The organism is Paraburkholderia sp. Ac-20336, from assembly GCF_017105025.1.
Classification (GTDB): Bacteria; Pseudomonadota; Gammaproteobacteria; order Burkholderiales; family Burkholderiaceae; genus Paraburkholderia.
Map to the genome: position 1 here is coordinate 18,754 of NZ_JAAGPS010000068.1, position 21,614 is coordinate 40,367.

21 protein-coding genes are annotated in these 21,614 nt (G+C 64.3%); 10 read left to right on the top strand and 11 right to left on the bottom strand.

Annotated features, from left to right (window positions below):
• Window positions 1-84 precede the first annotated feature (84 nt).
• Window positions 85-1,017: an AzlC family ABC transporter permease gene (locus GXB81_RS19325; RefSeq protein ID WP_205990074.1), complete on the bottom strand. Its 933-nt coding sequence runs from the start codon at window positions 1,015-1,017 to the stop codon at window positions 85-87.
• Window positions 1,018-1,254: 237 nt separating this feature from the next.
• On the opposite strand from GXB81_RS19325, the gene GXB81_RS19330 reads away from it, so the two are divergent.
• The 6 genes from GXB81_RS19330 to GXB81_RS19355 all read left to right on the top strand — a co-directional run bounded on the left by GXB81_RS19330 (window position 1,255) and on the right by GXB81_RS19355 (window position 6,012).
• A complete protein-coding gene (locus GXB81_RS19330) occupies window positions 1,255-2,178 on the top strand; it encodes a branched-chain amino acid transaminase (protein WP_167040817.1) in 924 nt (307 codons plus the stop codon).
• Between the two features lie 72 nt (window positions 2,179-2,250).
• Complete coding sequence (locus GXB81_RS19335; protein ID WP_167040814.1) at window positions 2,251-2,445, top strand: zinc-finger domain-containing protein; 195 nt, start codon at window positions 2,251-2,253, stop codon at window positions 2,443-2,445.
• A gap of 259 nt (window positions 2,446-2,704) precedes the next feature.
• Window positions 2,705-3,730 carry a lipopolysaccharide heptosyltransferase II gene (gene waaF / locus GXB81_RS19340; protein WP_167040811.1) on the top strand — a complete coding sequence of 342 codons (1,026 nt, stop codon included), beginning with the start codon at window positions 2,705-2,707 and terminating at the stop codon, window positions 3,728-3,730.
• Between the two features lie 168 nt (window positions 3,731-3,898).
• On the top strand, window positions 3,899-4,345 hold the full coding sequence (locus GXB81_RS19345) for a nuclear transport factor 2 family protein (RefSeq protein WP_167040808.1): 447 nt from the start codon (window positions 3,899-3,901) through the stop codon (window positions 4,343-4,345).
• Between the two features lie 46 nt (window positions 4,346-4,391).
• A complete protein-coding gene (locus GXB81_RS19350) occupies window positions 4,392-5,444 on the top strand; it encodes a hydrolase (RefSeq protein ID WP_205990075.1) in 1,053 nt (350 codons plus the stop codon).
• On the top strand, window positions 5,437-6,012 hold the full coding sequence (locus tag GXB81_RS19355) for a DUF2946 family protein (RefSeq protein ID WP_167040802.1): 576 nt from the start codon (window positions 5,437-5,439) through the stop codon (window positions 6,010-6,012). Before GXB81_RS19350 ends, GXB81_RS19355 begins: the two co-directional genes overlap by 8 nt.
• Window positions 6,013-6,181: 169 nt before the next feature.
• Here the strand turns inward: GXB81_RS19355 and GXB81_RS19360 are convergent, their stop codons facing one another.
• On the bottom strand, window positions 6,182-7,891 hold the full coding sequence (locus GXB81_RS19360) for a M48 family metalloprotease (protein ID WP_346777804.1): 1,710 nt from the start codon (window positions 7,889-7,891) through the stop codon (window positions 6,182-6,184).
• On the opposite strand from GXB81_RS19360, the gene GXB81_RS31920 reads away from it, so the two are divergent.
• The 3 genes from GXB81_RS31920 (at window position 7,845) to GXB81_RS19370 (ending at window position 9,167) form a co-directional block, all read left to right on the top strand.
• The gene (locus GXB81_RS31920) at window positions 7,845-8,105 is read left to right on the top strand and encodes a hypothetical protein (protein WP_346777805.1); all 261 of its coding nucleotides are present in this window, start codon (window positions 7,845-7,847) and stop codon (window positions 8,103-8,105) included. The genes GXB81_RS19360 and GXB81_RS31920 overlap by 47 nt on opposite strands.
• A gap of 173 nt (window positions 8,106-8,278) precedes the next feature.
• Window positions 8,279-8,758 (top strand): cyclic pyranopterin monophosphate synthase MoaC, encoded by a 480-nt coding sequence (gene moaC / locus GXB81_RS19365; RefSeq protein ID WP_205990077.1) that lies wholly within the window; start codon window positions 8,279-8,281, stop codon window positions 8,756-8,758.
• Between the two features lie 58 nt (window positions 8,759-8,816).
• On the top strand, window positions 8,817-9,167 hold the full coding sequence (locus GXB81_RS19370) for a nucleotide pyrophosphohydrolase (RefSeq protein ID WP_167040792.1): 351 nt from the start codon (window positions 8,817-8,819) through the stop codon (window positions 9,165-9,167).
• 123 nt (window positions 9,168-9,290) lie between these two features.
• On the opposite strand, the gene GXB81_RS19375 is transcribed toward GXB81_RS19370, so the two are convergent.
• The 9 genes from GXB81_RS19375 to recA form a co-directional block, all read right to left on the bottom strand.
• A complete protein-coding gene (locus tag GXB81_RS19375; protein ID WP_205990078.1) occupies window positions 9,291-11,075 on the bottom strand; it encodes a Wzy polymerase domain-containing protein in 1,785 nt (594 codons plus the stop codon).
• A gap of 125 nt (window positions 11,076-11,200) precedes the next feature.
• Window positions 11,201-12,907 carry a group II intron reverse transcriptase/maturase gene (gene ltrA, locus GXB81_RS19380; protein WP_205990079.1) on the bottom strand — a complete coding sequence of 569 codons (1,707 nt, stop codon included), beginning with the start codon at window positions 12,905-12,907 and terminating at the stop codon, window positions 11,201-11,203.
• Window positions 12,908-14,044: 1,137 nt separating this feature from the next.
• Complete coding sequence (locus GXB81_RS19385; RefSeq protein ID WP_205990080.1) at window positions 14,045-14,683, bottom strand: pilin; 639 nt, start codon at window positions 14,681-14,683, stop codon at window positions 14,045-14,047.
• Window positions 14,684-14,864: 181 nt separating this feature from the next.
• Complete coding sequence (locus GXB81_RS19390) at window positions 14,865-15,569, bottom strand: TerC family protein (RefSeq protein ID WP_167283959.1); 705 nt, start codon at window positions 15,567-15,569, stop codon at window positions 14,865-14,867.
• 168 nt (window positions 15,570-15,737) lie between these two features.
• Window positions 15,738-16,619 (bottom strand): succinate--CoA ligase subunit alpha, encoded by an 882-nt coding sequence (gene sucD, locus GXB81_RS19395; protein ID WP_062124510.1) that lies wholly within the window; start codon window positions 16,617-16,619, stop codon window positions 15,738-15,740.
• A 111-nt stretch (window positions 16,620-16,730) separates the two neighbouring features.
• Entirely contained in the window at window positions 16,731-17,900 is a 1,170-nt protein-coding gene (gene sucC, locus GXB81_RS19400; RefSeq protein ID WP_167040782.1) for an ADP-forming succinate--CoA ligase subunit beta, read from the bottom strand.
• Window positions 17,897-18,634, bottom strand: a complete 738-nt coding sequence (locus tag GXB81_RS19405) for a DUF2889 domain-containing protein (RefSeq protein ID WP_205990081.1) — start codon at window positions 18,632-18,634, stop codon at window positions 17,897-17,899. Before GXB81_RS19405 ends, sucC begins: the two co-directional genes overlap by 4 nt.
• Before the next feature lie 170 nt (window positions 18,635-18,804).
• Window positions 18,805-19,584, bottom strand: a complete 780-nt coding sequence (gene recX / locus GXB81_RS19410) for a recombination regulator RecX (protein WP_205990082.1) — start codon at window positions 19,582-19,584, stop codon at window positions 18,805-18,807.
• A 7-nt stretch (window positions 19,585-19,591) separates the two neighbouring features.
• Complete coding sequence (gene recA, locus GXB81_RS19415) at window positions 19,592-20,668, bottom strand: recombinase RecA (RefSeq protein ID WP_167283956.1); 1,077 nt, start codon at window positions 20,666-20,668, stop codon at window positions 19,592-19,594.
• A gap of 264 nt (window positions 20,669-20,932) precedes the next feature.
• Between recA and GXB81_RS19420 the strand changes: the two genes are divergently transcribed.
• Window positions 20,933-21,614, top strand: a 682-nt coding sequence (locus GXB81_RS19420; RefSeq protein ID WP_205990083.1) for a response regulator transcription factor, incomplete at its 3' end; no start/stop codon positions are given.

The window sequence follows — 21,614 nt, forward strand, 5'->3', positions numbered from 1 at the left end:
CCTTCTGACCCGCGATGGCGCGAATCTCCCGTATTTGGCCGCGCCAGCGCCGATACCGCGCCGCAGCATCGGCGCCGCACCCCGTCACACGAGCAGCATGAGGACGCGCAGCAACGTGAACACGACCATCCCGGTGACGATCGTGCCGAGCATGGTGCGGCGCCACAGGAACCAGCCGAGACCGGCGAGCGTCGCGTAGAACTCGTGATTCGACGGCGCGAACGACAAACCCCCGGGGGTCGCCAGCACGTCGGGCAGCACCACGGCCGCGAGCGCCGCGGCGGGCGCGTAGCGCATCATGCGGCGCAGGTCCGCCCGCTCGATCATGAGGTCGGCCGCGCTGCCGGCGACGATCGCCGCGATCACCGCGAGCGGCAGCGCGAGCCGGTACGGCAGGTCGAAAGCGAGCAGCGAGACGATGCCGGCGACCGCCACGGCGACCATCGTCGAGCGCGTCGCGATCGCCGACACCATGATCGGCAGCAGCGCGAGCGTGCCCGCGAGCGCGAGCCCCCAGTTATCGGGAATCAGGCTCGCGAGCAGGATGCCGACGATCGACGAGACCTGCCACGACAGCCAGCTCGACACGGCCATGCCCCAGAAATACGCCTCCTTGCCGGGCACGTAGCCGGTGGGAAAGCTCTTCTTCTGGAACAGCAGATAGATCACGTCGCCGTTGAAATAGCCGAGCAGGATGCGCCGCCACATCGGCAGATAGGAGAAGTGCGGCGCGAGGCCGGCGCTGAAGATCACGAAGCGGGTATTGACCATTGCCGCGGTCAGCAGCGCGGTCCAGACCGGCAGCTTCGCGGCGAGAAGCGGCAGCACCGCCAGTTGCGACGAACCGGCGTAGCACAGCAGCGACATCGTGAGCGCCTGCGGCAGCGTGAGCACGGACTTGCTCATCGCGATACCGGTGACGAGGCCCCACGAGAAAATCGCCATCAGCGTGGGAGTATAGTCGCGCGCGCCCTCACGGAAAGCTCGGCGATCGGTATCGGACAGTCGAGCGAGCATGAGGCGAAGGGCGCCGGCGCGAGGGACGCCGCCAGGAAGAACAGGTCGGCGCCAGGTTGCGAGCCCACCCGCTGGCGCATCCGGATTCGATTTATGCGTGCGCAGGATTATAGCGTCCGGGATACGCTCAAATGCCCGTTGTGTGTGCAAATGACGCTAAAATAGCGCTCCTGGCCATGCCTTGGCGCTCGCCGCCACACGCCGCCACACCTCATAACGCACCCGCTGGAGAATCGTATGTCAATGGCCGACCGCGACGGCAAGATCTGGATGGATGGCAAGCTCATCGACTGGCGCGATGCCAAGATCCACGTGCTCACCCACACGCTGCACTACGGCATGGGCGTATTCGAGGGCGTGCGCGCTTACAAGACGGCCGACGGCGCCACCGCGATCTTCCGCCTGCAGGAGCACACCAAGCGCCTGCTGAACTCGGCCAAGATTTTCCAGATGGACGTGCCGTTCGACCATGAAACGCTCGCCGCCGCGCAACGCGAAGTGGTCCGCGAGAACAAGCTCGAGTCGTGCTATCTGCGCCCGATCATCTGGGTCGGCTCGGAAAAGCTCGGCGTGTCGGCCAAGGGCAACACGATTCACGTCGCGATCGCCGCCTGGCCGTGGGGCGCGTACCTCGGCGAAGACGGCATGACCAAGGGCATCCGCGTGAAGACCTCGTCGTTCACGCGCCACCACGTGAACGTGTCGATGGTGCGCGCGAAGGCGTCGGGCTGGTATGTGAACTCGATTCTCGCGAACCAGGAAGCGATCGCCGACGGCTACGACGAAGCGCTGCTGCTCGACGTCGACGGCTACGTGTCGGAAGGCTCGGGCGAGAACTTCTTCCTCGTCAACAACGGCAAGCTGTACACGCCCGATCTGTCGTCGTGCCTCGACGGCATCACGCGCGACACCGTCATCACGCTCGCGCGCGACATGGGCCTGCAGGTCATCGAAAAGCGCATCACGCGCGACGAGGTCTATACCTGCGACGAAGCGTTCTTCACCGGCACCGCCGCCGAAGTCACGCCGATCCGCGAGCTCGACAACCGCACGATCGGCGCCGGCGCGCGCGGCCCGATCACCGAGAAGCTGCAAGCGGCCTTCTTCGACGTCGTGAACGGCAAGAATCCGAAGTACGCGCACTGGCTGACCCGAATCTGAGCGAAGTTCCAGGATGCGCCGCGCCGCTCGCCGGCGGCGCTCTGACCGCCCCCCGCATACAACGAGAGTCTCATGAGCGAAATCAAGGAAATGCCGCTGGTCGAACTGTCGGCAAAGGACCTGCCGGCGTATTGTCCGAACCCGGCCATGCCGCGCTGGAGCGCGCATCCGCGCGTCTTCATCGACGTCACGCACGGCGAAGCGCGCTGCCCGTACTGCAGCACGCGCTACAAGCTGCGCGACGGCGAAGTAATCAGGGGCCACTAAGCACGGCTTATCGAGCGGCTCCGGCCGGCTTCAGCAGCGCGACGGTTTCACGACGACACCCGCGCCGCCGAAACCGGCACGAGCCCTTCATACGAGCCGATTACCCGCGCAGCCGCGCCGCGAGCCCGAACCGCCACCCCGGCGTGTCAGGGCAAACGGCTACATGCCGCGCGGTTTTCGGCTTTCCCCTTTTGACCCATCCGAACGCCACGCGCATTGCGCGCGCGGCGCTTCTTATCGATACCGGACACTCACTCTGATGCGTCGCGCGTTGGTTATCGCACCGAACTGGATCGGTGACGCATTGATGGCGCAGCCGCTGTTTGCGCGCCTCGTGAAATTGCATCCGCGCATCGTCATCGACGCGGTCGCGCCCACCTGGGTCGCGCCCGTGCTCGAACGCATGCCGGAAATCCGCGACGTTTACGCCACCGACCTCGCGCACGGCAAGCTGCAGATGCTGCGCCGCTGGCAGTTGTCGAGCGACTTGCGCGATGTCGGCTACGACGCGGCCTACGTGCTGCCGAACTCGTTCAAGTCGGCGCTGATTCCGTGGCTGGCGGGCATCCCGCTGCGCATCGGCTATAGCGGCGAGAGCCGCTACGGCGTGCTCAACGTGCGCCACGCGAATCCGCGCAAGGACGAGCGCCCACCGATGGTCGGCCATTACGCGGCCCTCGCCTACGCGCCCGGCGCCAAGGTTCCCGAGGACCTGCCGATGCCGCGCCTCGACGCGGACCTGAACGAGGCGTCGCGCGTCTCGGCGCGCTTCAATCTCGATACGCGCGTGCCGCTGCTCGTGTTCTGCCCGGGTGCCGAATACGGTGCCGCGAAGCGCTGGCCGACCGAGCACTTCGCCGCGCTCGCGCAAATGGTCGGCCAGTCGTTCCCGTACACGCAGATCGTCGCGCTCGGTTCGCCAAAAGATGCGCCGCTCGCCCAGGCGATCGCCGAGAAAGCCCCGAACGTGCGCAACCTGTGCGGCCAGACCGCGCTCGGCGAAGCCTGCGCGCTGATCTCGCGGGCCAACGCGGTCGTCACCAACGACTCCGGTCTCATGCACGTGGCCGCCGCGCTGCGCCGCCCGCTCGTGGCCGTGTACGGCTCGACCGATCCGCGCCACACGCCGCCCTTGTCCGAGCTCGCGAAGGTACAATGGCTCCATCTCGAATGCAGCCCCTGTTTTGAGCGTGAGTGTCCGCTCGGCCATCTGAACTGCCTGAAACAGTTGAGCGCCGAGCAGGTGTTCGGCGATTTGCGCGGCATGCTGCTCGCGCAGCGCTGAGCCGACTGATACTTGCACGCAACACCGCACGCCCCCGAGTGCGTCGCGTCATGTTCGCGCCTTGCGGCGCGGGCAAGCTGGCGCCGGGGAGCGATGGTCCGGCGCGCCGGACCATCCCGCTGACCGCCGATCCTCAACCGCGCGCCGCGCACAAGAGACTGACGAGCCATGCCACGTTTTGCCCATATCTTCGAAGCCGCCGCCGATACCCTGAACGCCTACTATCAGGCCGTCGCCGAGGTCAATATCGACAGCTTGATGGGCTTGTGGATCGACGAGGAGTTCGTGAGCTGCATCTGCGCGGACGGCTCGCACCTGCATGGGCTCGACAGTATCCGCGCCGGCTTGCAGACCCAGCTCGAAGCGGCGCCGGTGTTGATCGAGCCGCTCGACATCCGCGTCTACGACAGCCTCGGCACCGTGGTCTATGCGATTGCCGAGGCGCATCGCCCGGCCGGCCCGACCGCCACGCCCGCAATGGTCTTCACCACTTACGTGATGGTTCATGAGCGCGGCGAGTGGCGCATCGCGCACATTCACGCGAGCCCGATGCCGAACGAAACCGCGAGCCAGTTCGCCACGAAGATGCGGCACGGGCAAGGTCCGCTGCATTGAGCGCGCGGCGCCACTTCGGATCGACGCTTTCCGTTTTCATGCAGGCATGAGTTCGACGCACGACAAATCCGCTTCCCCCGTCCCGGCTTCCACGAAGGTCGCGGCGGCCGTCGAGGCGAGCGTCGAACTGCTGTACCGCGCGCCGCTCTGGCTGCCGAACCGGCATGCGCAAACCATCGTCCCTTCGCTGTTCGCGCGCCGCCCCGCGGTGTCGTTTCGCCGCGAGCGCTGGGACACGCCCGACGGCGATTTCATCGATCTCGACTGGGTCGCGCACGACAGCCCGCCCGCCGATAGCGCGCCGCTTTTCGTGCTGTTTCACGGCCTCGAAGGCAGTTCGGGCTCGCATTACGCGGCCACGCTGATGGCGGCCGCGCGCGAATATGGCTGGCACGGCGTGGTGCCGCACTTTCGCAGTTGCAGCGGCCCGCTGAATCGTCTGCCGCGCTTCTACCATCTCGCCGACAGCGCCGAGGTCGACTGGGTCCTGCGCCGGCTGCGCGCCGCGCATCGCGGGCCGGTCGTCGCGGCGGGCGTGTCGCTCGGCGGCAACGTGCTGCTGCGCTGGCTCGGCGAGCAGCGCGAGGACGCGGCGAGAGTGGTATCGGCGGCCGCCGCGATTTCGACGCCGATCGACGTGCATGCGGGCGGCCGCGCCTTGTCGCAGGGCTTCGGCCTCGTCTACACGCGCAGCTTCCTGAAAACGCTCAAGCAGAAGGCCAGCCAGAAGCTCGAACAGTTTCCGGGGCTGTTCGATCGCGACGCGATGCTCGCAAGCCGCACGATGTACGAATTCGACAACGTCGTGACCGCGCCGCTGCACGGCTTTCGCGATACCGACGACTACTGGAGCCGCGCAACCACGCGCCCGCTGCTGCCGCACATCGAGGTGCCGACGCTCGTGCTCAACGCGCGCAACGATCCGTTCCTGCCGGCCGAGGCGCTGCCGTCGCGGCACGAGGTGTCGGCGGCGGTCGAACTCTATCAACCCGAGCACGGCGGCCACGCGGGTTTCATGACCGGGCCGTTCCCGGGCCGCATCGACTGGCTCTCGCGGCGCGTGTTCGGCTATCTGGAGCGTCACGTCGATCATGGATGACATCGTCAAACAGGCTCTCGCCAAATGGCCAAACGTGCCGAGCTGCACCGGCTGGCTCATGCTCGACCGGCGCGGCAACTGGCGCATGCGCGACGAAGCGGCCCAGGCAAGCGGCTCGCCGGGCGTGGCGATCCGTCATGAAGCGCTGCTCGGCTTCATCAACCGCAACTACGAGGCCGACGAGCGCGGCCAGTGGTTTTTCCAGAACGGGCCGCAGCGTGTGTACGTCGAGCTTGCGTATACGCCGTGGGTGGTGAGGTTGTCCGCGGCAGCCGATGGCTCACTCGCGTTGCACGACCAGGGCGGCGGTGCGTTCGAACCAGCGGCGGTATTCGTCGATGAAGACGGCGGCGTTCTGTTCGCCGATCGCTCGGAGCCGGCACGGATCGCGACGCTGCACGATCACGACCTGGAACTCTTCTCCGATCACGCGACGCTCGCCGGCGACGATACGCTGAGCGGCGAATTCCATTGGAACGATCAGGTCGCGTTGCCGCTGCAAAGCGTGCGGCGCGATGAAGTGGCGGCGCGGTTCGGGTTCGTCGCGAGTCCGGCGGCGGGGGTTTGAGTCGCGGGTCTGAGGCCCGGATCTGAGGCACGCGCCGAGGCAGGCTTCTGTCGGCCGAGCCCGGCATCGGAGCCTGACTGACCAGACTGACGCTTCCCCACGAACCACCGTCAGTCACCGTTCTTCGTCTCGCAGAAGGCGCTTCGCTTCATGCGCGCCGACGGCAAGCTCACACCCCTTCCCCCTTCTCGTCGAGCCGTTCTTCCTTGTAGCGGTTCTCCATCTCGTGCAGACGCGCGTCGACGGTCGCGAGATCGTAATAGCCGATCGTCTTCAGATCGCGCGCGTCCTTCAATTGCCGGATCGCCGACGGCCATGCCCCCTCCAGCGCAAACTTCTCCGCCATCGCGCGATGCTGGGTCAACACGTCGCCACTGCCCGCGCCGGCCTGCGCGAGATAGAGCCACCACGCGGGCTGATCGGGATGCGCCGCCGTCTCCCGCTTCGCGAGCGCCTGCGCCTCGGCGAAACGCCGCAAGGTCAGCAGCGTGCGGATATGCATGTCGATCGCGGCATTCGACTGCGGCCAGCGCTTCTGCGCGAAATCGGCGAGCCGTACGGCTTCGTCGTCGTGACCGGCGCGCCGCGCGATGTCGGCCGCGAGCACGTCGAGGCTCGGCGAGCTGCGCTCGGGTTCGCCCTCGGCGCGCTCGCTCGCCGTGAACGTCGCGCGCGCGTTGGCGAGCGCCGCCGTGGCGTCGTCGTCACGCTCCAGCAGCATCTGCCCATACGCGATGCCGTACCAGTTCGCGGCGACGTTGAGCGCCGTGCGTTCGTCGATTTCCGAGTGCAGCCGCGAGATTTCATCGGCGTAATCGCTGCGCGAGTGGCCTTGCAGGAGACGCGCGCGCGCCCGCACAAAGCCGTATTCGGGGTCCTGATGCGGCTGCCGGTACGGCGCGCGGCGCGCGCGATCTTCCATGTCGGCGATCCGCTCGCCCGTCAGCGGATGCGTACGCGCATAGGCCGGCATGCCGTTGTCGTTCATCGCCGCGCGCTCGAGCCGGTGGAAGAACGTCGGCATCGCATACGGGTCGTAGCCGGAGCCCGCGAGCAGCAGAAAGCCGACGCGGTCCGCTTCCTGCTCGGCCGAACGCGAGAAGCGCAACTGGCTGTCGACCGCGTACGCCTCGCCGCCGAGCGCGATCGCGCTGCCGAGATCGCCGCTGTGCGCGAGCACGCCCGCCAGCACGCCGAACAGCATGCCGGCGAGCGCCGCGTAGGTACTGCGCTCGCCGTTCGAGATCATCCGCGAGATATGGCGTTGCAGGACGTGCCCCATCTCGTGACCGAGCACCGAGGCGAGTTCGGATTCGGTCTGCGTCGCCACGATCAGCCCCGTGTTCACGCCGATGAAGCCGCCCGGCAGCGAAAACGCGTTGATCTGCGCGTCGCGCACCGCGAACAGATCGAAGTCCGGACGATAGCCGCCGATGTACAGCGCGTTGGCCGCCGCCGCGAGCTTGCCCGAGACCGAGTTGAGGTAGTCGCGCACGAGCCAGTCTTCGAGATAGTCGGGATCGCGCCGCAGCTCGCGCATCACGCGCTCGCCGAGCTTGCGCTCGGCCTGCGGCGTCAGCGAACCGGCGCCGCCGCTGCCGAGATCGGGCAACTGCTGCGCGGCGATCGGCGCGCGCCAGCCGTTGCTGCCGACGCGGCCCGTGTTGGCGCTGTTGCGGTTGTTGCCGCTATTGCCGCTGTTGCCGTTCGAGAAGCGGCTTTGCGCGCCGCCATATGTGCCGAACACGCCTGGCGCGATATCCGGCGGCAGGATCGGATCGGCGTAGCTATCGGCCGGACCGCTGACGAGCGGCGCTTCGCTGGATTGCGGGTTGAGCGCGATACCGGACGCGGTATTCGACGTGATGCTCGACGGGATGGCCGGGGGAGTGTTTGATGGGCTGCTCGCTGTGTTGCTTGATGGGCCACCTGAAGCACTTCTCGATGCACTGCTCGATGCGATGCCCGAGGTGCTACCCAATGCGCCGGCTGAAGCGCTGCTCGCCTGCGCGAACGCACCCGGCGGCGCGGCCAGCGCGATCGACAGCAACGCAGCGAGAAACCGTTTTGGACGCATCGAGGAGCCGGTCTGACGAAGTCGAAAAGCGACTCGCGCGGCCCGGACTAAGATAGCGGACATGAGGACGGCGCGGGGCAGCACTCAGCGCAATTGTAATCAGTCGTGGCGGCGCTTCAGGGGCGATCCGGTCGCCGCGCCGCGCAACGGGCGCACTGCTATGATAGGCGCCCTCTGAAGGAGCCAACCATGCCTGAACTCACTCATTTCAATGCGGCCGGCGAGGCGCATATGGTGGACGTCGGCGGCAAGCAGGAAACGAAGCGCATCGCGATCGCGCGGGGTTCGATCCGCATGCTGCCGGCAACGTTCGCGCTGATCCGCGACGGCAACGCCAAGAAGGGCGATGTAATCGGCATTGCGCGCATCGCGGCGATCCAGGGCTCGAAGCGCACCGCCGATCTGATTCCGCTATGCCATCCGCTCGCGCTGACTCGCGTGAAAGCCGACTTCGAACTCGACGAAACGCTGCCCGGCGTGCATTGCACGGTTCAGGCGGAAACGCTCGGACGAACGGGCGTCGAGATGGAAGCGCTGACGGCCGTGCAGGTCGGGCTTCTGACCGTGTACGACATGTGCAAGGCCGTCGATCGCGGCATGACCATCACGGATGTGAGGGTGATGGAAAAGCATGGCGGCAAATCGGGGGATTGGGTCGCGCAGGATTGAGCGCGTATTTCATCAGGCTCGATCCGACACCGCGCCCGGCAACCACCAGGACAAGGACATGACCATCGACAAACTGCGCGAGCAATTACTGGCCTTCCGCGACGCTCGCGACTGGCAGCAGTTTCACACGCTGCGCAACCTGATCGTCTCCACGAGCATCGAGGCCGGCGAGTTGCTGGAAACGATCCAGTGGAAGACCGATGCGGACATCGAAGCATTGCTCCGCGATCCGACGCAAATGAAGAACCTGCGGCACGAATGCGCCGACGTGCTCATGTACCTGCTGCTGGTTGCCGATGCCGCCGGCTTCGATCTCGTCGAGGCGGCGGCGGAAAAGCTCGAACTGAACGAAGAGCGCTATCCCGCCGACAAGGCGAAAGGCAGGTCCACGAAATATTCGGAGCTCTGACGGGCGGAAGCTTTCGCGCATGAAGCGAATCGCGCAAGCTTCCATGAACGCCCTTAACCTTAACCGAACGAGCGATGCGAGGAGCCCTCTGCAAAGAAGGCCGATACAGACCGTGCGCCGCCGTCAATCGTCGCTATCGTCGTCATCCTGCGCCGCGTCGGCCGACGGCTTGCCGTAGCGCTTGACCAGTTCTTCCCGGAAACCGGCGAGCGACTTCTGCTCGTCGACCAGTTCGTACAGATAGCCCAACTGCGCCGGCCAGTCCTTCAACTCCTCGGCAAAAATTCTCAGGCGTTCGACCGTGTCGAGCGCCGCCGCGGTATCGCCGCTCAAGGCCTGCAATACCGCGTAACGACGCAGCACCGTTTCGCCCGGCAGCAGCGCGATCGCCTGCCGGTGCATCTCGAGCTTGTGTTGCAGGTTCACGGAATTCATCGGCTGCAATGTCGCGAGGCCGTATTCGCCCCATGCGCCGAACAGGAACGACGGATCGGCGCCGTACTGCTCGGCCGGATGCGCGCCGTAATACAGCACCTCGGCGCGCGCATAGTCGCGATAGACCGGATACAGCGAAGCCAGCCCGCCGAACACGACCACCGCAAACACGCCCAACGACACGCGCTCGGGAACGATGCGTAGCGGCCGCGTTTCGAGCAGGCCGAATACGAACATGGCGGGCAGCAGGAAGAACATGTATTGCTGCGGATATTCGACGAGCGCGTGCATCGTCAGCACGCCGATCAGCGCAACGCCGAACACGCGCGCCGCGCTCTGCGGCGCGCGCACGACGCGCACGAGCCACGCGACGAGACCGAGCAGCACGATCGCGAGACCGATCAAGCCGGTCTTCGCGAGCAGATCGATAAAGATGTCGTGCGAGTTGTTGGCGATTTCGACGCCGCCCAACGTCTTCACGAGTTCGAACTGGTAGTTCGGGAATTCGCCCCAGCCGACGCCGAGCAGCGGATGCGCCTTGAACATCGTCCAGCCGTATTTCCATAGCGCGAGGCGCGGCGCGATCTGGCCGGCGTCCTGGAAGCGCTCGGCCGCCGACTGCCCGAGTTCGAGGTGATAGCGCACGTTGGCCCAGCGGATCAGCGCATTGACCACGAAGAACAGCACCGCGAGCACGATCGGAATCAGCCACTCGCGGTTGCCGCGGCGCAGGCGCGGCTCGTTGCGCATCTGCGCGAACGCCATCCAGAAACCGGCGACGACGATCACGCCCATTTGCAGCCACGGACCGCGCGAGACGGTCAGCGCGAGTCCGGCCGAGAAAATCGTCGACACGAGCAACCAGACCGGCACGGCGATGCGCCGTGTCTGCACGAGATACAGCGCGCCCGCCATCGCGAACGAGATATAGGTGGCGAGGTGGTTCGCCTGCGCCATGTTGCCGAACGGCCGGCGCTCGACGGTCACGTTATAGGCGACCACGAGCGGCGCCACGCGCGTCTCGAGATGGAACAGCTGGATCACCTGGCTGAACACCGCAAACAGGCCGCCCGCGATCAACGCCCCGGCCGCCCAGCGCAAGGCGGTTTCATCGAGCTTCGCGCGCGCGAAGCCGTAGCCCGCATGCACGGCCATGAACGCGGCGAGCAGGAAGCCGGCGCCGAGCCAGTTCATCGACGGCTGTGCGACCGGCAGCACGAACGTCTGCACGACCAGCACGAGACCGAACAGCAGCGGCACCAGCGCGACCGCCGGCGACGCGAACGTCACGCGCGGCCTTGCGCTCGCGACGAGCAGCACGACCGCGGCGCCCATCAGCAGATACAGCGCGAACGCGGTGAATTCGGCGTAGAAGGTCGGGATCGGATACGTATGGTTGGAAACCGCATAAGGCAGCACCAACGCGAGAGCCAATAGGACGAGAGACAGGTAACGCGCGAAAGGGGTGGGCATCGAATCAACGGTGGGCGTCGGGTAGGGTAGCCCCCCTTCTTTGCAGAAGAGGAGCCCCCTAAGAACCGTACGTGCGAGTTTCTCCGCATACGGCTCAAGCCTACATATTTCTTTACAAAGCCCCGTCAGTGCAACGACGGAGCCGGCTTAGTTACCACAAGTTTACCAACGTGTACCTGCCGGTGGCAGTCGGGGTGCAGCAGAACCCTATTCGACAGAGCGTCGGTCCCACCATGCATCCGATATTCCAGATGATGGTCGTGCCAACTGGTCTCGTTCGTCAGAGCCCAGCCACAGTGCGCACACAAGCCGCCCTGTGATTTGTACAGCGACACCCATTGCTTGCGATAACGCATCGAGTACTCCATGCGCTCCTGCCGCAATTGCTCGCTGTACTGCTCCCACAATGGATCAAACGGATTGAATTCCCCTTTGACCTTCCTGTGGCGCCTGATGTCCGTACCGCTGATCTGGTACAACTCAAGCAAACCCTTGCTGCCGTCGTCTTGAACTACGGGAGCGGCGAACACCCAATGCCGATTGCCGAGCGAGTGAAAGTACTTCCGTTTCACCCACTCCGCGTTCTTGTTTGGATGCCTCCGCTTCGACCACCGCCAGAGCCTGTAAAACACCAACGACTCCATGCGGCTATACGCCTGCTTGGCAACTACAGGGCTGTGATATTGCGCCCAGCCTCGTAGCATCGGATTCAGCAATCGGATCAACTCCTCCTGCTTTACCGCCTTGTGACCGCTGATTGTATCCGCCACCTTGCGATAGAACGTCTGCACGTTCTTCCTGCTCGGCTTGATGAGCAGCGTTCCCGAATACTTCCGGAAATTCCACCCAAGGAAATCAAAGCCTTCGTCAATGTGAACGATCCGGGTCTTCTCCTGCGATAGTTGCAATCCCCGTACCTCAAGGAAGGTTTCTATCCAAGGTCTGACTTCGTGTTCCAGCATCTCTTTCGAGTGGCCGGTGATAACGAAGTCGTCCGCGTATCGAACCACATTCACTTTCAGCTTGTTCGCTTTCCCGATCCCAAACTTCGCACCGAGGTGCGCAATCAGTTCACGTTCCAGCCCGTTCAGCGTCACGTTTGCCGGCGTCGGGGAAATGATGCCTCCCTGCGGCGTACCGGCCTCCGTCGCCTGTAGCTGCCCTTTGTAAATCAGGCCAGCCTTCAACCATTTCCGAAGGATCACCCTGTCCATCGGGACATTGTTTTCCAGCCAGTCATGGTTGATGTGGTCAAAGCATCCCTTGATATCCGCTTCAAGTACCCATTGCGCCGAACGGCGACGGGCCATGACAACGAAAATCTGAGACATGGCGTCAGCCGTCGAACGGTTTAACCTGAACCCATACGAGTTCGGGTCGCTCGTCGATTCCGACACCGGCTCCAGAGCCAGCAGATACAGAGCTTGCATCGCCCTGTCCCGCATGGTCGGGATGCCCAGAGGGCGCTCCTTCCCATTGGCCTTGGGGATAAAGACTCTCCGTAGAGGCAGAGGCTTATATCCGTGCCGCTTCAACCTGCCGACAGCAAGCCATCGGCTTTCAGGCGAATCCCATAGCTCGCGATCGACCCCAGCCGTTCGCGCACCTTGGTTCTGCGTAACACGTCGTACCGCATGCAGCTTTGCGGACAACGTGCGAGTCAGCATCCGTTGCAAGGATTTCACCCTGCGCCAGTCACTTTCTCGCGTCGCCTTCGCAATTCGAATCTGCATCCCTCTCACGTTCCGTTCAACCCGACGCCAATCTACGGCGTGCCAGTTGTCGGGCGCGTGGGAAAGCGCAGATCCGGTCTTTCGACCAGATACTTTCATGCTGCTCTCCTACCTGGAAAAGTCCCCAGACAGAAGGCGCATCTCCCCCAGCGGGGCAGATACACCCCGCTGGGGAACAACAAAACTCAATGCAGGCGCATGCACCTGCATCTGACCAAGTTACAGAGGGTAGTCAGCCGTCTTGCGACGGTAGACCAGACGGAAGTCTGCCCGCTTTCGCGTGGGGTGATGTCCCAACCCCTATCCGAACCATTACAGCCCGGCTTTCGCTTTTTCCGTCCTCCCATACCTGCACAATCAACAGCGTCCCTTGCGGTTCGCCTGCCAGCCCTACTGCGCTGGCAACCATACAGGCTTACCACGTTCCCGGCATGTCACACGACTGACGTAGGTTCTGCCTCTTCCCCGGTGGCTAAGTGACGACGTAATCCGACGGTTGAGCGGATTAACCAGCCACGTACCTTTTGGTTAGAGCCCAATGTTCAAGCAGCTTTGGCTCCTCAGTGCTTACGAGGTTTATCAGCAGTTCACTTACATTAACCATATCAGCCAGCCTAGCTCCTCAACCCCCTCGCTGCTGGGAGTCTCCAGATCGTTCCTCGCGGAGCCGATCTGCCCGAAACCTCCGGGGGCTACATTGTCAGAAGAGCTTCACACCCCACCGTTGCCAGTGACGCATGTCTTCCTAGGCTACTGCTGGTCGTACAGCAGGTTCCCTTCCTCACCCGGACATCGGGCAAGGCAAAACAATGACACACCGAGCTTTCGCTCGTATCGGTTTGCGAATCCGTTGCTGTTAAAGCGCAGGAATTGCACACGACATCCCGCCTGGTCGGCGGAGATGAAGCCGCTGACTGGGCGGGACCTGACGGTAATCAGGTCAATACAATGCGATTCTTCGGCTGGACAAGCCCAAATCACGCTTCACAAAAATATGGGGCGTAGTCCCGAAGGACCACACACTCAGCTACTAGAAATCGCCCCCGAAGAGGCCTCAAGCACATCTTTACTGCAGTCGATGCTCGTAACGTGAGCGAACGGACACGAGCGTGCGTGTCGCACCAACCGGCGCACTATACAAAAAATTCCTTGCGCTGTGCGCCGGCCCGGCCGAAATAGCCCAAAAATCAGCGTTTTACGTGGCGTCCCTGTTGCGGCGCGGAGTCAGCCGACCGCTCAGGAGCGGCATTCCGGCGGCGCCAGATTCGCCGCGAGCGTCGGCGCGTCGACCGGCGCGGGTCCCGCGCCCGGTGCCGGCAACGACGACGCCGCCTTGCCGCCCGCAAAACACTCCCATGTGAGCGCACCGCTCTGCACCGCGTCCTTGTTCAAGGCGACGCGCGCGGTCGGTGCGTCCGCGTTGTCCGGCACCGACGGCACGAGCGTCAGCGTGTTCGAACCGGCCGGCGCGACGCGCGTCGTGAACGCGATCGTGATCTGGCCGGTGTCGTCGTCGATCTGAATGGACTCGACATTGCGCGTGGCGGGCGGCGACGCATAACCGCCGCTGAACGCATTGCCGCTCGCGGCGTTTTCGGCCACCGCGAGCCGCGCCGAGGACGCGAGCGACAAGCCCTCGCCGACCCGGCTGCGCGCCAGATAGTCCTGATACGCGGGAATCGCATAGGCCGCGATCACGCCGACGATCGCGAGCACGATCATCAGCTCGATCAGCGTGAAGCCGACGCCCCAGCGATCGCGGATGCGCGCGAGCCGCGCGGGCCAGTTCGGGCGCCAGCGCACGCAGCGGGAGAGGCACGAGGAACGCGCGGCCTGGGCCTGGGAATAAGGGGGATACGGCAAGGTAAAGATCATCGGCGGACCTCCTGATACGAAAAACGCCTGCCCGCGAATCGGGAACAGGCGTCTCAATCGTAGCGAGCCAGGCGCGCGGTTCACAGTCAGCCAGATGGCTAATGTTGCGCCGACGTGCCGACGTGTTAGCCGCCCGGCACACTCGAACCCGCCCGGCGCATCTCCTCGCCCGGCGCCCCCGTCAAAGCGCGGCGCGCCTCGCGTTGCGGCGCTTCAGCAGAGACCCGACGATCACGACGAACAGCGCCCCCGCGACGCTCGTCCCGTATTCGGCGACGGGCGTGTCGAGGATCGGCCAGCGGTCGCCGGCCGGGTCGTTGACCATCAGGCCGCCCGCGATCCAGCCGAGCAATGCCGCGCCGAACAGCACGATGAACGGAAAGCGGTCGAGCAGCTTGAGAATCAGCTGACTGCCCCACACGATCAGCGGAATGCTCACCACGAGGCCGAAAATCACGAGCGCAAGACGATGCTCGTGCGCGGCCGACTCGGCCGCACCCGCGATGGCGATCACGTTGTCGAGGCTCATCACCGCGTCCGCGACGACGATGGTTTTGATCGCCGAGATTAGCTTGTCGGCAGGCTTGACGTTCTCATGCACATCGTGCGCGGGCACGAGCAGACGCACGCCGATCCACAGCAGCAGCAGGCCGCCCGCGAACTTCAGCAGCGGCACGTCGAGCAGCACGACCGCGAACGCGATCAGCACGACGCGCAGCACGATCGCGCCGGCGGTCCCCCACAGCACGCCGCGCACGCGCTGCGACGGCGGCAGATTGCGGCAGGCCAGCGCGATCACGACCGCGTTGTCGCCGCCGAGCAGAATGTCGATGACGATGATCTGGAAAACCGCGCCCCAGTTGAGCGTCGAGAAGAATTCGAGCATGAGAGACCGGATAGGAAAAAGCCGCCTAGCGGACGGAAACTCGGCATGCGCGCGGACAAAAAAAAGCGGGGGAGTCTGCACTCCCCCGCTTTTCGGGACCGCCCGCTCACGAAAGGACCTCGTAAGCGTATCAAAGGCGTGCCGCGACGGCACGCACATTTCTTCGATTTACAGCATCGCCTTCAGAAGACGCGCCATTTCCGACGGGTTCTTCGTGACCTTGATACCGCAGGCGTCCATGATTTCCAGCTTCGCTTCGGCGGTGTCCGCACCGCCCGAGATCAGCGCGCCGGCGTGGCCCATGCGCTTGCCCGGAGGCGCCGTGACGCCGGCGATGAAGCCGACCACCGGCTTCTTCATGTTGTCCTTGATCCACTCGGCAGCGTTCGCTTCGTCCGGACCGCCGATTTCGCCGATCATGATGACGGCGTCCGTATCCGGATCGTCGTTGAACATCTTCATGACGTCGATGTGCTTCAGACCGTTGATCGGGTCGCCGCCGATACCGACTGCCGACGACTGGCCGAGGCCGATCGCGGTCAGCTGGCCGACTGCTTCGTACGTCAGCGTGCCCGAACGCGACACGACGCCGATGCGGCCCTTGCGGTGGATGTGACCCGGCATGATGCCGATCTTCAGTTCGTCCGGCGTGATCGTGCCCGGGCAGTTCGGTCCGAGCAGCAGCGTCTTGCGGTTTTCCGCGCGCATGCGGGCCTTGAGCTCGATCATGTCACGGACAGGAATGCCTTCCGTGATGCAGATTGCGAGGTCGAGGTCGGCTTCGACCGCTTCCCAGATCGCCGCGGCAGCGCCTGCCGGCGGCACGTAGATCACCGACACGGTCGCGCCCGTTTCGGCCTTGGCTTCGGCGACGCTCGCGTAGATGGGAATGCCTTCGAAGTCTTCGCCGGCGCGCTTCGGGTTCACGCCCGCGACATACGCTTCGCGGCCGTTTGCATACTCACGGCAAGCACGCGTGTGGAACTGACCGGTCTTGCCGGTGATGCCCTGCGTGATGACCTTGGTGTCTTTGTTGATCAGAATCGACATGTATTAACCTCTGTTCGTTTGGCGTCGCACCGTGGCGCCGCGAGACGTCGTAAAGCCCGCCCGCGTCGCTCGCGCGCCGCCATTCGTAGTCTGGTATGCGCTGTGGCCGGCTTACGCCTTGCCCGCAGCAGCCGCGACGACCTTCTGAGCCGCCTCTTCCATGCTGTCGGCCGAGATGATCGGCAGACCGGATTCGGCGAGCATCTTCTTGCCCAGGTCTTCGTTCGTGCCCTTCATGCGGACCACGAGCGGCACCTTCAGCGACACGGCCTTCGACGCCGCGATCACGCCTTCCGCGATCACGTCGCAGCGCATGATGCCGCCGAAGATGTTGACCAGAATCGCGGTCAGGTTCGGGTTCTTCAGCATGATCTTGAACGCTTCGGTGACCTTCTCGGTCGTCGCGCCACCGCCGACGTCGAGGAAGTTCGCCGGTTCGCCGCCGAACAGCTTGATGGTGTCCATCGTTGCCATGGCGAGGCCAGCGCCGTTCACGAGGCAGCCGATGTTGCCGTCGAGCGAGATGTATGCGAGGTCGAACTTCGACGCTTCGATTTCAGCCGGATCTTCTTCGTCCAGATCGCGGTAAGCGACGATTTCCGGGTGACGGAACAGCGCGTTCGAGTCGAAGTTGAACTTCGCGTCGAGTGCGATGACCTTGCCGTCGCCGGTCAGGATCAGCGGGTTGATTTCGGCGAGCGATGCATCGGTTTCCCAGAATGCCTTGTACAGGCCTTGCAGGATCGCGCGAGCTTGCGGGATCGAAGCGTCGGGCACGCCGATCTTCTTCGCGAGGTCGTCGGCTTCCGCATCCTTCAGGCCGGTCGACGGATCGACGGCAACCTTGTGGATCAGCTCGGGCGTCTTTTCCGCGACTTCTTCGACGTCCATGCCGCCTTCGCTCGATGCCATCACGACGATCTTCTGCGAAACGCGATCGATCACGAGACCGACATACAGTTCCTTCTTGATGTCAGCGCCTTCTTCGATCAGCAGGCGGTTCACCTTCTGGCCTTCCGGGCCGGTCTGGTGCGTGACGAGCTGCATGCCGAGGATCTGTTCCGAATACTCGCGAACCTGTTCCAGCGACTTGGCGACCTTCACGCCGCCGCCCTTGCCACGGCCACCCGCGTGGATCTGAGCCTTGACGACCCACACCGGGCCGCCCAGCTCCTGCGCGGCCTTGACCGCATCATCCACCGAGAAGACCGGCTTGCCGCGCGGTACCGCGACGCCGAATTTCCGCAGGATTTCCTTACCCTGGTACTCGTGAATCTTCATGCGTGATTCCCTTCAGTCTGAGAGTTGGATTGAACTTCGTTTCCGCTGCCGCCGTTCATGCCGGACGCGCTGCCGCGTTGTGCCTCGCGGCCCGCCGCATCGCCTGACGAGGCCGCGCGCTGCTCCGGGCGCGGCGCGTGGCCATACCAGCGCGGATAAAACCGTTGCACCGCTTCGCCGTCGAAACGCAGCGCGTGGCAGCGTCCCAGCTGGAATGGCGGTTTGTCGTTGGAATGCTCGCCCGTGCTATCAGGCGATTCGTCTCCTGAACCCGTGTTCGCGCCCGATGCGCTGTCAGCGGTGTTCCACACGTCGCCGGCGAACGCCTGAATCGCGGCGGTCGGCAGGACCGCGCACAACTCGGTGAGATGCGTGCAGCCAGCCGTGCCGGCCAGCAAACGGGCAGCATCGCGACGGAAGTTGTGGAGCAGATTGAGCCCGATGAGGGCGCGATAGGCGGAATTGCTGGCCTGGCATGAGCCCGGATAGGGCACCCAGTCGGACGACGCTTCGGCGTCGACGACGTTGAGCTTGCGATCGATCGTGATGCGAAGCCAGAGCTCATGGATCGGCTGACCATTGGGCCGGACACCCGACGCAAGCTGCACATCGCGCGGCTTTTTGTCGGTCAGGCACGCTTCCAGGTCCCACAGGCCATCTGCTCGCTCGTAAGCTTCCGCTCTGATTGCGCGACGATGACGCAACTGACGGGACACTGGCGGGGAGAGCGACATGCGGGAAGGAAAGGCCGGATTGGAAAACCTACGGATTTTAGCATAACGGGTATTTGGGACAGTCCCGATTGCGCCCCCGGCCGCTGGGCTGTAGCGCGGAAAACGCTGCCCCGCCTGTCTTTTTGGCGTGCACCCGCGTGGCGCTTCCTGGTTTTCCGCTTGCTGTGCGGCTAGTCGCCGTCCCACATCTCGTCGATGCCTTTGAGGATCTTGCCGATCGTCGCGCCGGAAAAGCCGCGCGAGGCGAGAAAGCGCGCCTGCTTCGCGCGCTCGGCCGGTGTGCCCGGCAGTTCGCCGAATTTCTTGCTCCAGACGGCCCGTGCACGGGCGAGTTCGGTGTCGCGCAGTTGCGCGGTCGCCTCTTCGACAAGCGCGGGATTGAGCGCATGCTGCTTCAGTTCGCCGAGGATGCGGCTTGTGCCCAGTCGGGACGCGCGCCGGTGAATCAGGCTTTCCGCGAAACGCGAGTCGGATAGCCAGTTCTCGGCTTCGAGCGAGTCGAGCACCGTGTCGAGCGAATCGGTTTCCTCGACGTAGGGTTTCAGCTTGCGCGCAAGTTCGGCGCGGCTATATTCGCGGCGCGACAGATAGCCGAGCGCACGCGCTTTCAGCGAACGGGCCGGGCGTTGGGATTTTCTGCTGCCGTCTTCGTCGGACTGCCCCGGCTTTGCTTCACCGGGTTGGCGGCGTGAGCGGGTGTAGGTGTCTTCGGAGAGGGGTTGGGAATCCGGCCCGGAGAAATCGGGGCTGGACGCCGCAGAGGAAACTCGAGACCGAGTACGCTGCGGGCCGCGACCCGCAGCGTGATCGTGGGCGTCGAAGGATTCGAACGGATCGGAGGGATCGCCCTGCTCGGGCGATCCCTCCGCTGCATCGCGCGGGCCGTCCGAGTAACGCCCGGAGTCGGAGCTGGAACCTGAACCGGACAGCGGCCGGCCTTTGCGTATCACTTGATGCTTACTCTTCTTCGTCCGCGACTTCAGCGTCCGCGCCGGTCACGGCATCTGCCATCGCGGTGACGCCCAGCGATTCGCGGATACGGTTTTCGATTTCGCGCGCGATGTCCGGATTTTCGCGCAGGAATTCACGCGCGTTGTCCTTGCCCTGGCCGATCCGTTCGCCGTTGTAGCTGTACCATGCGCCAGCCTTGTCGACGATCTTGGCCTGCACGCCGAGGTCGATGACTTCGCCCTGACGCGAGATGCCTTCGCCGTACAGAATGTCGAAAATCGCTTCACGGAACGGCGGCGACACCTTGTTCTTGACGACCTTCACGCGCGTTTCGTTGCCGATCACTTCGTCGTTCTTCTTGATCGAACCGATACGGCGAATGTCCAGACGCACCGACGCGTAGAACTTCAGCGCGTTGCCGCCCGTGGTGGTTTCCGGGTTGCCGAACATCACGCCGATCTTCATGCGGATCTGGTTGATGAAGATCACGAGGCAGTTCGTGCGCTTGATCGTGCCGGTCAGCTTGCGCAGCGCCTGCGACATCAGACGCGCTTGCAGACCCGGCAGCGAGTCGCCCATTTCGCCTTCGATTTCCGCCTTCGGCACCAGTGCCGCGACCGAGTCGATCACGATCATGTCGATCGAGCCCGAGCGCACGAGCGCGTCGGCGATTTCGAGCGCCTGTTCGCCGGTGTCCGGCTGCGAGACCAGCAGGTCGGCCACGTTCACGCCGAGCTTGCCCGCGTATTGGATGTCGAGCGCGTGTTCCGCGTCGATGAACGCCGCGGTGCCGCCAAGCTTCTGCATTTCGGCGATGACCTGCAGCGTCAGCGTGGTTTTACCGGACGACTCCGGACCGTAGATTTCGACCACGCGGCCACGCGGCAAACCGCCGACGCCCAGTGCGATGTCGAGGCCGAGCGACCCGGTGGAGACCACCTGGATGTCTTCGACTGCCTCACCTGCGCCGAGCCGCATGACCGACCCTTTGCCGAACTGCTTTTCGATCTGCGCGAGCGCGGCGGCAAGTGCCTTGCTCTTTTCAGCAGTCAGTCCAGCCGAGCCTTTCTTGCTTTCTTCCATGAATCGTCCTTTGCTATGATGAACGGCGTCTGAGGCAGGTGTGCGCCCAGGTTCCGGCCGGATTCGGTACAAATTCGGCACGGTCCTGAGAACGGCACACGAAACGCAGACACTGTATAAAAAAACAGTAGTTTTGGCAAGCGCGATTGTCATGCGAACGCGCATTTTTACTGTCGCACCGCCCCAACTACCCACAATGATGTTCGGAGACCGCTGCGCGCCGGGGCGTCCCCCACGGTGCCGGCAAAGCCAGGCTGGCGCATCATGCGAATTCTGATAGCCGAAGACGACAGCATACTCGCGGACGGTCTGCTTCGATCACTCCGCCAATCGGCCTATGCCGTCGATCACGTCAAAAGCGGCGTGGAAGCCGATACGGCGTTGTCAATGCAGTCGTTCGACCTATTGATCCTCGATCTGGGCCTGCCGCGCATGTCCGGCCTCGAAGTGCTGCGCCGCCTGCGCGCGCGCAATTCGAACCTGCCCGTGCTGATCCTGACCGCCGCCGACAGCGTCGACGAACGCGTCAAGGGGCTCGATCTCGGCGCCGACGACTACATGGCCAAACCCTTCGCGCTCAACGAACTCGAAGCACGCGTGCGGGCGCTCACGCGGCGCGGCGCGGGCGGCGGCCCGACGGTCGTGCGGCATGGCTCGCTGTCGTTCGACCAGGTCGGCCGGAGCGCCTATGTGAACGAGCAGGTCATCGATCTGTCGGCGCGCGAACTCGGCCTGCTCGAAGTGCTGCTGCAACGAATCGGCCGGCTCGTCTCGAAGGAACAGCTCGTCGACCATCTGTGCGAATGGGGCGAGGAAGTCAGCAACAACGCGATCGAGGTCTACGTGCACCGGCTGCGCAAGAAGATCGAGCCGAGCGGCGTGCGCATCATCACCGTGCGCGGGCTCGGCTACTGCCTGGAAAAAGCGGCGCCGCCCGCGAACGCGA

Excerpts from the sequence above, each read along its gene's own strand:
- GXB81_RS19325 (WP_205990074.1), bottom strand. The coding sequence starts at position 1,017 with ATGCTCGCTCGACTGTCCGATACCGATCGCCGAGCTTTCCGTGAGGGC.
- GXB81_RS19330 (WP_167040817.1), top strand. The coding sequence starts at position 1,255 with ATGTCAATGGCCGACCGCGACGGCAAGATCTGGATGGATGGCAAGCTC.
- GXB81_RS19335 (WP_167040814.1), top strand. The coding sequence starts at position 2,251 with ATGAGCGAAATCAAGGAAATGCCGCTGGTCGAACTGTCGGCAAAGGAC.
- waaF (WP_167040811.1), top strand. The coding sequence starts at position 2,705 with ATGCGTCGCGCGTTGGTTATCGCACCGAACTGGATCGGTGACGCATTG.
- GXB81_RS19345 (WP_167040808.1), top strand. The coding sequence starts at position 3,899 with ATGCCACGTTTTGCCCATATCTTCGAAGCCGCCGCCGATACCCTGAAC.
- GXB81_RS19350 (WP_205990075.1), top strand. The coding sequence starts at position 4,392 with ATGAGTTCGACGCACGACAAATCCGCTTCCCCCGTCCCGGCTTCCACG.
- GXB81_RS19355 (WP_167040802.1), top strand. The coding sequence starts at position 5,437 with ATGGATGACATCGTCAAACAGGCTCTCGCCAAATGGCCAAACGTGCCG.
- moaC (WP_205990077.1), top strand. The coding sequence starts at position 8,279 with ATGCCTGAACTCACTCATTTCAATGCGGCCGGCGAGGCGCATATGGTG.
- GXB81_RS19370 (WP_167040792.1), top strand. The coding sequence starts at position 8,817 with ATGACCATCGACAAACTGCGCGAGCAATTACTGGCCTTCCGCGACGCT.
- GXB81_RS19375 (WP_205990078.1), bottom strand. The coding sequence starts at position 11,075 with ATGCCCACCCCTTTCGCGCGTTACCTGTCTCTCGTCCTATTGGCTCTC.
- ltrA (WP_205990079.1), bottom strand. The coding sequence starts at position 12,907 with ATGAAAGTATCTGGTCGAAAGACCGGATCTGCGCTTTCCCACGCGCCC.
- GXB81_RS19385 (WP_205990080.1), bottom strand. The coding sequence starts at position 14,683 with ATGATCTTTACCTTGCCGTATCCCCCTTATTCCCAGGCCCAGGCCGCG.
- GXB81_RS19390 (WP_167283959.1), bottom strand. The coding sequence starts at position 15,569 with ATGCTCGAATTCTTCTCGACGCTCAACTGGGGCGCGGTTTTCCAGATC.
- sucD (WP_062124510.1), bottom strand. The coding sequence starts at position 16,619 with ATGTCGATTCTGATCAACAAAGACACCAAGGTCATCACGCAGGGCATC.
- sucC (WP_167040782.1), bottom strand. The coding sequence starts at position 17,900 with ATGAAGATTCACGAGTACCAGGGTAAGGAAATCCTGCGGAAATTCGGC.
- GXB81_RS19405 (WP_205990081.1), bottom strand. The coding sequence starts at position 18,634 with ATGTCGCTCTCCCCGCCAGTGTCCCGTCAGTTGCGTCATCGTCGCGCA.
- recA (WP_167283956.1), bottom strand. The coding sequence starts at position 20,668 with ATGGAAGAAAGCAAGAAAGGCTCGGCTGGACTGACTGCTGAAAAGAGC.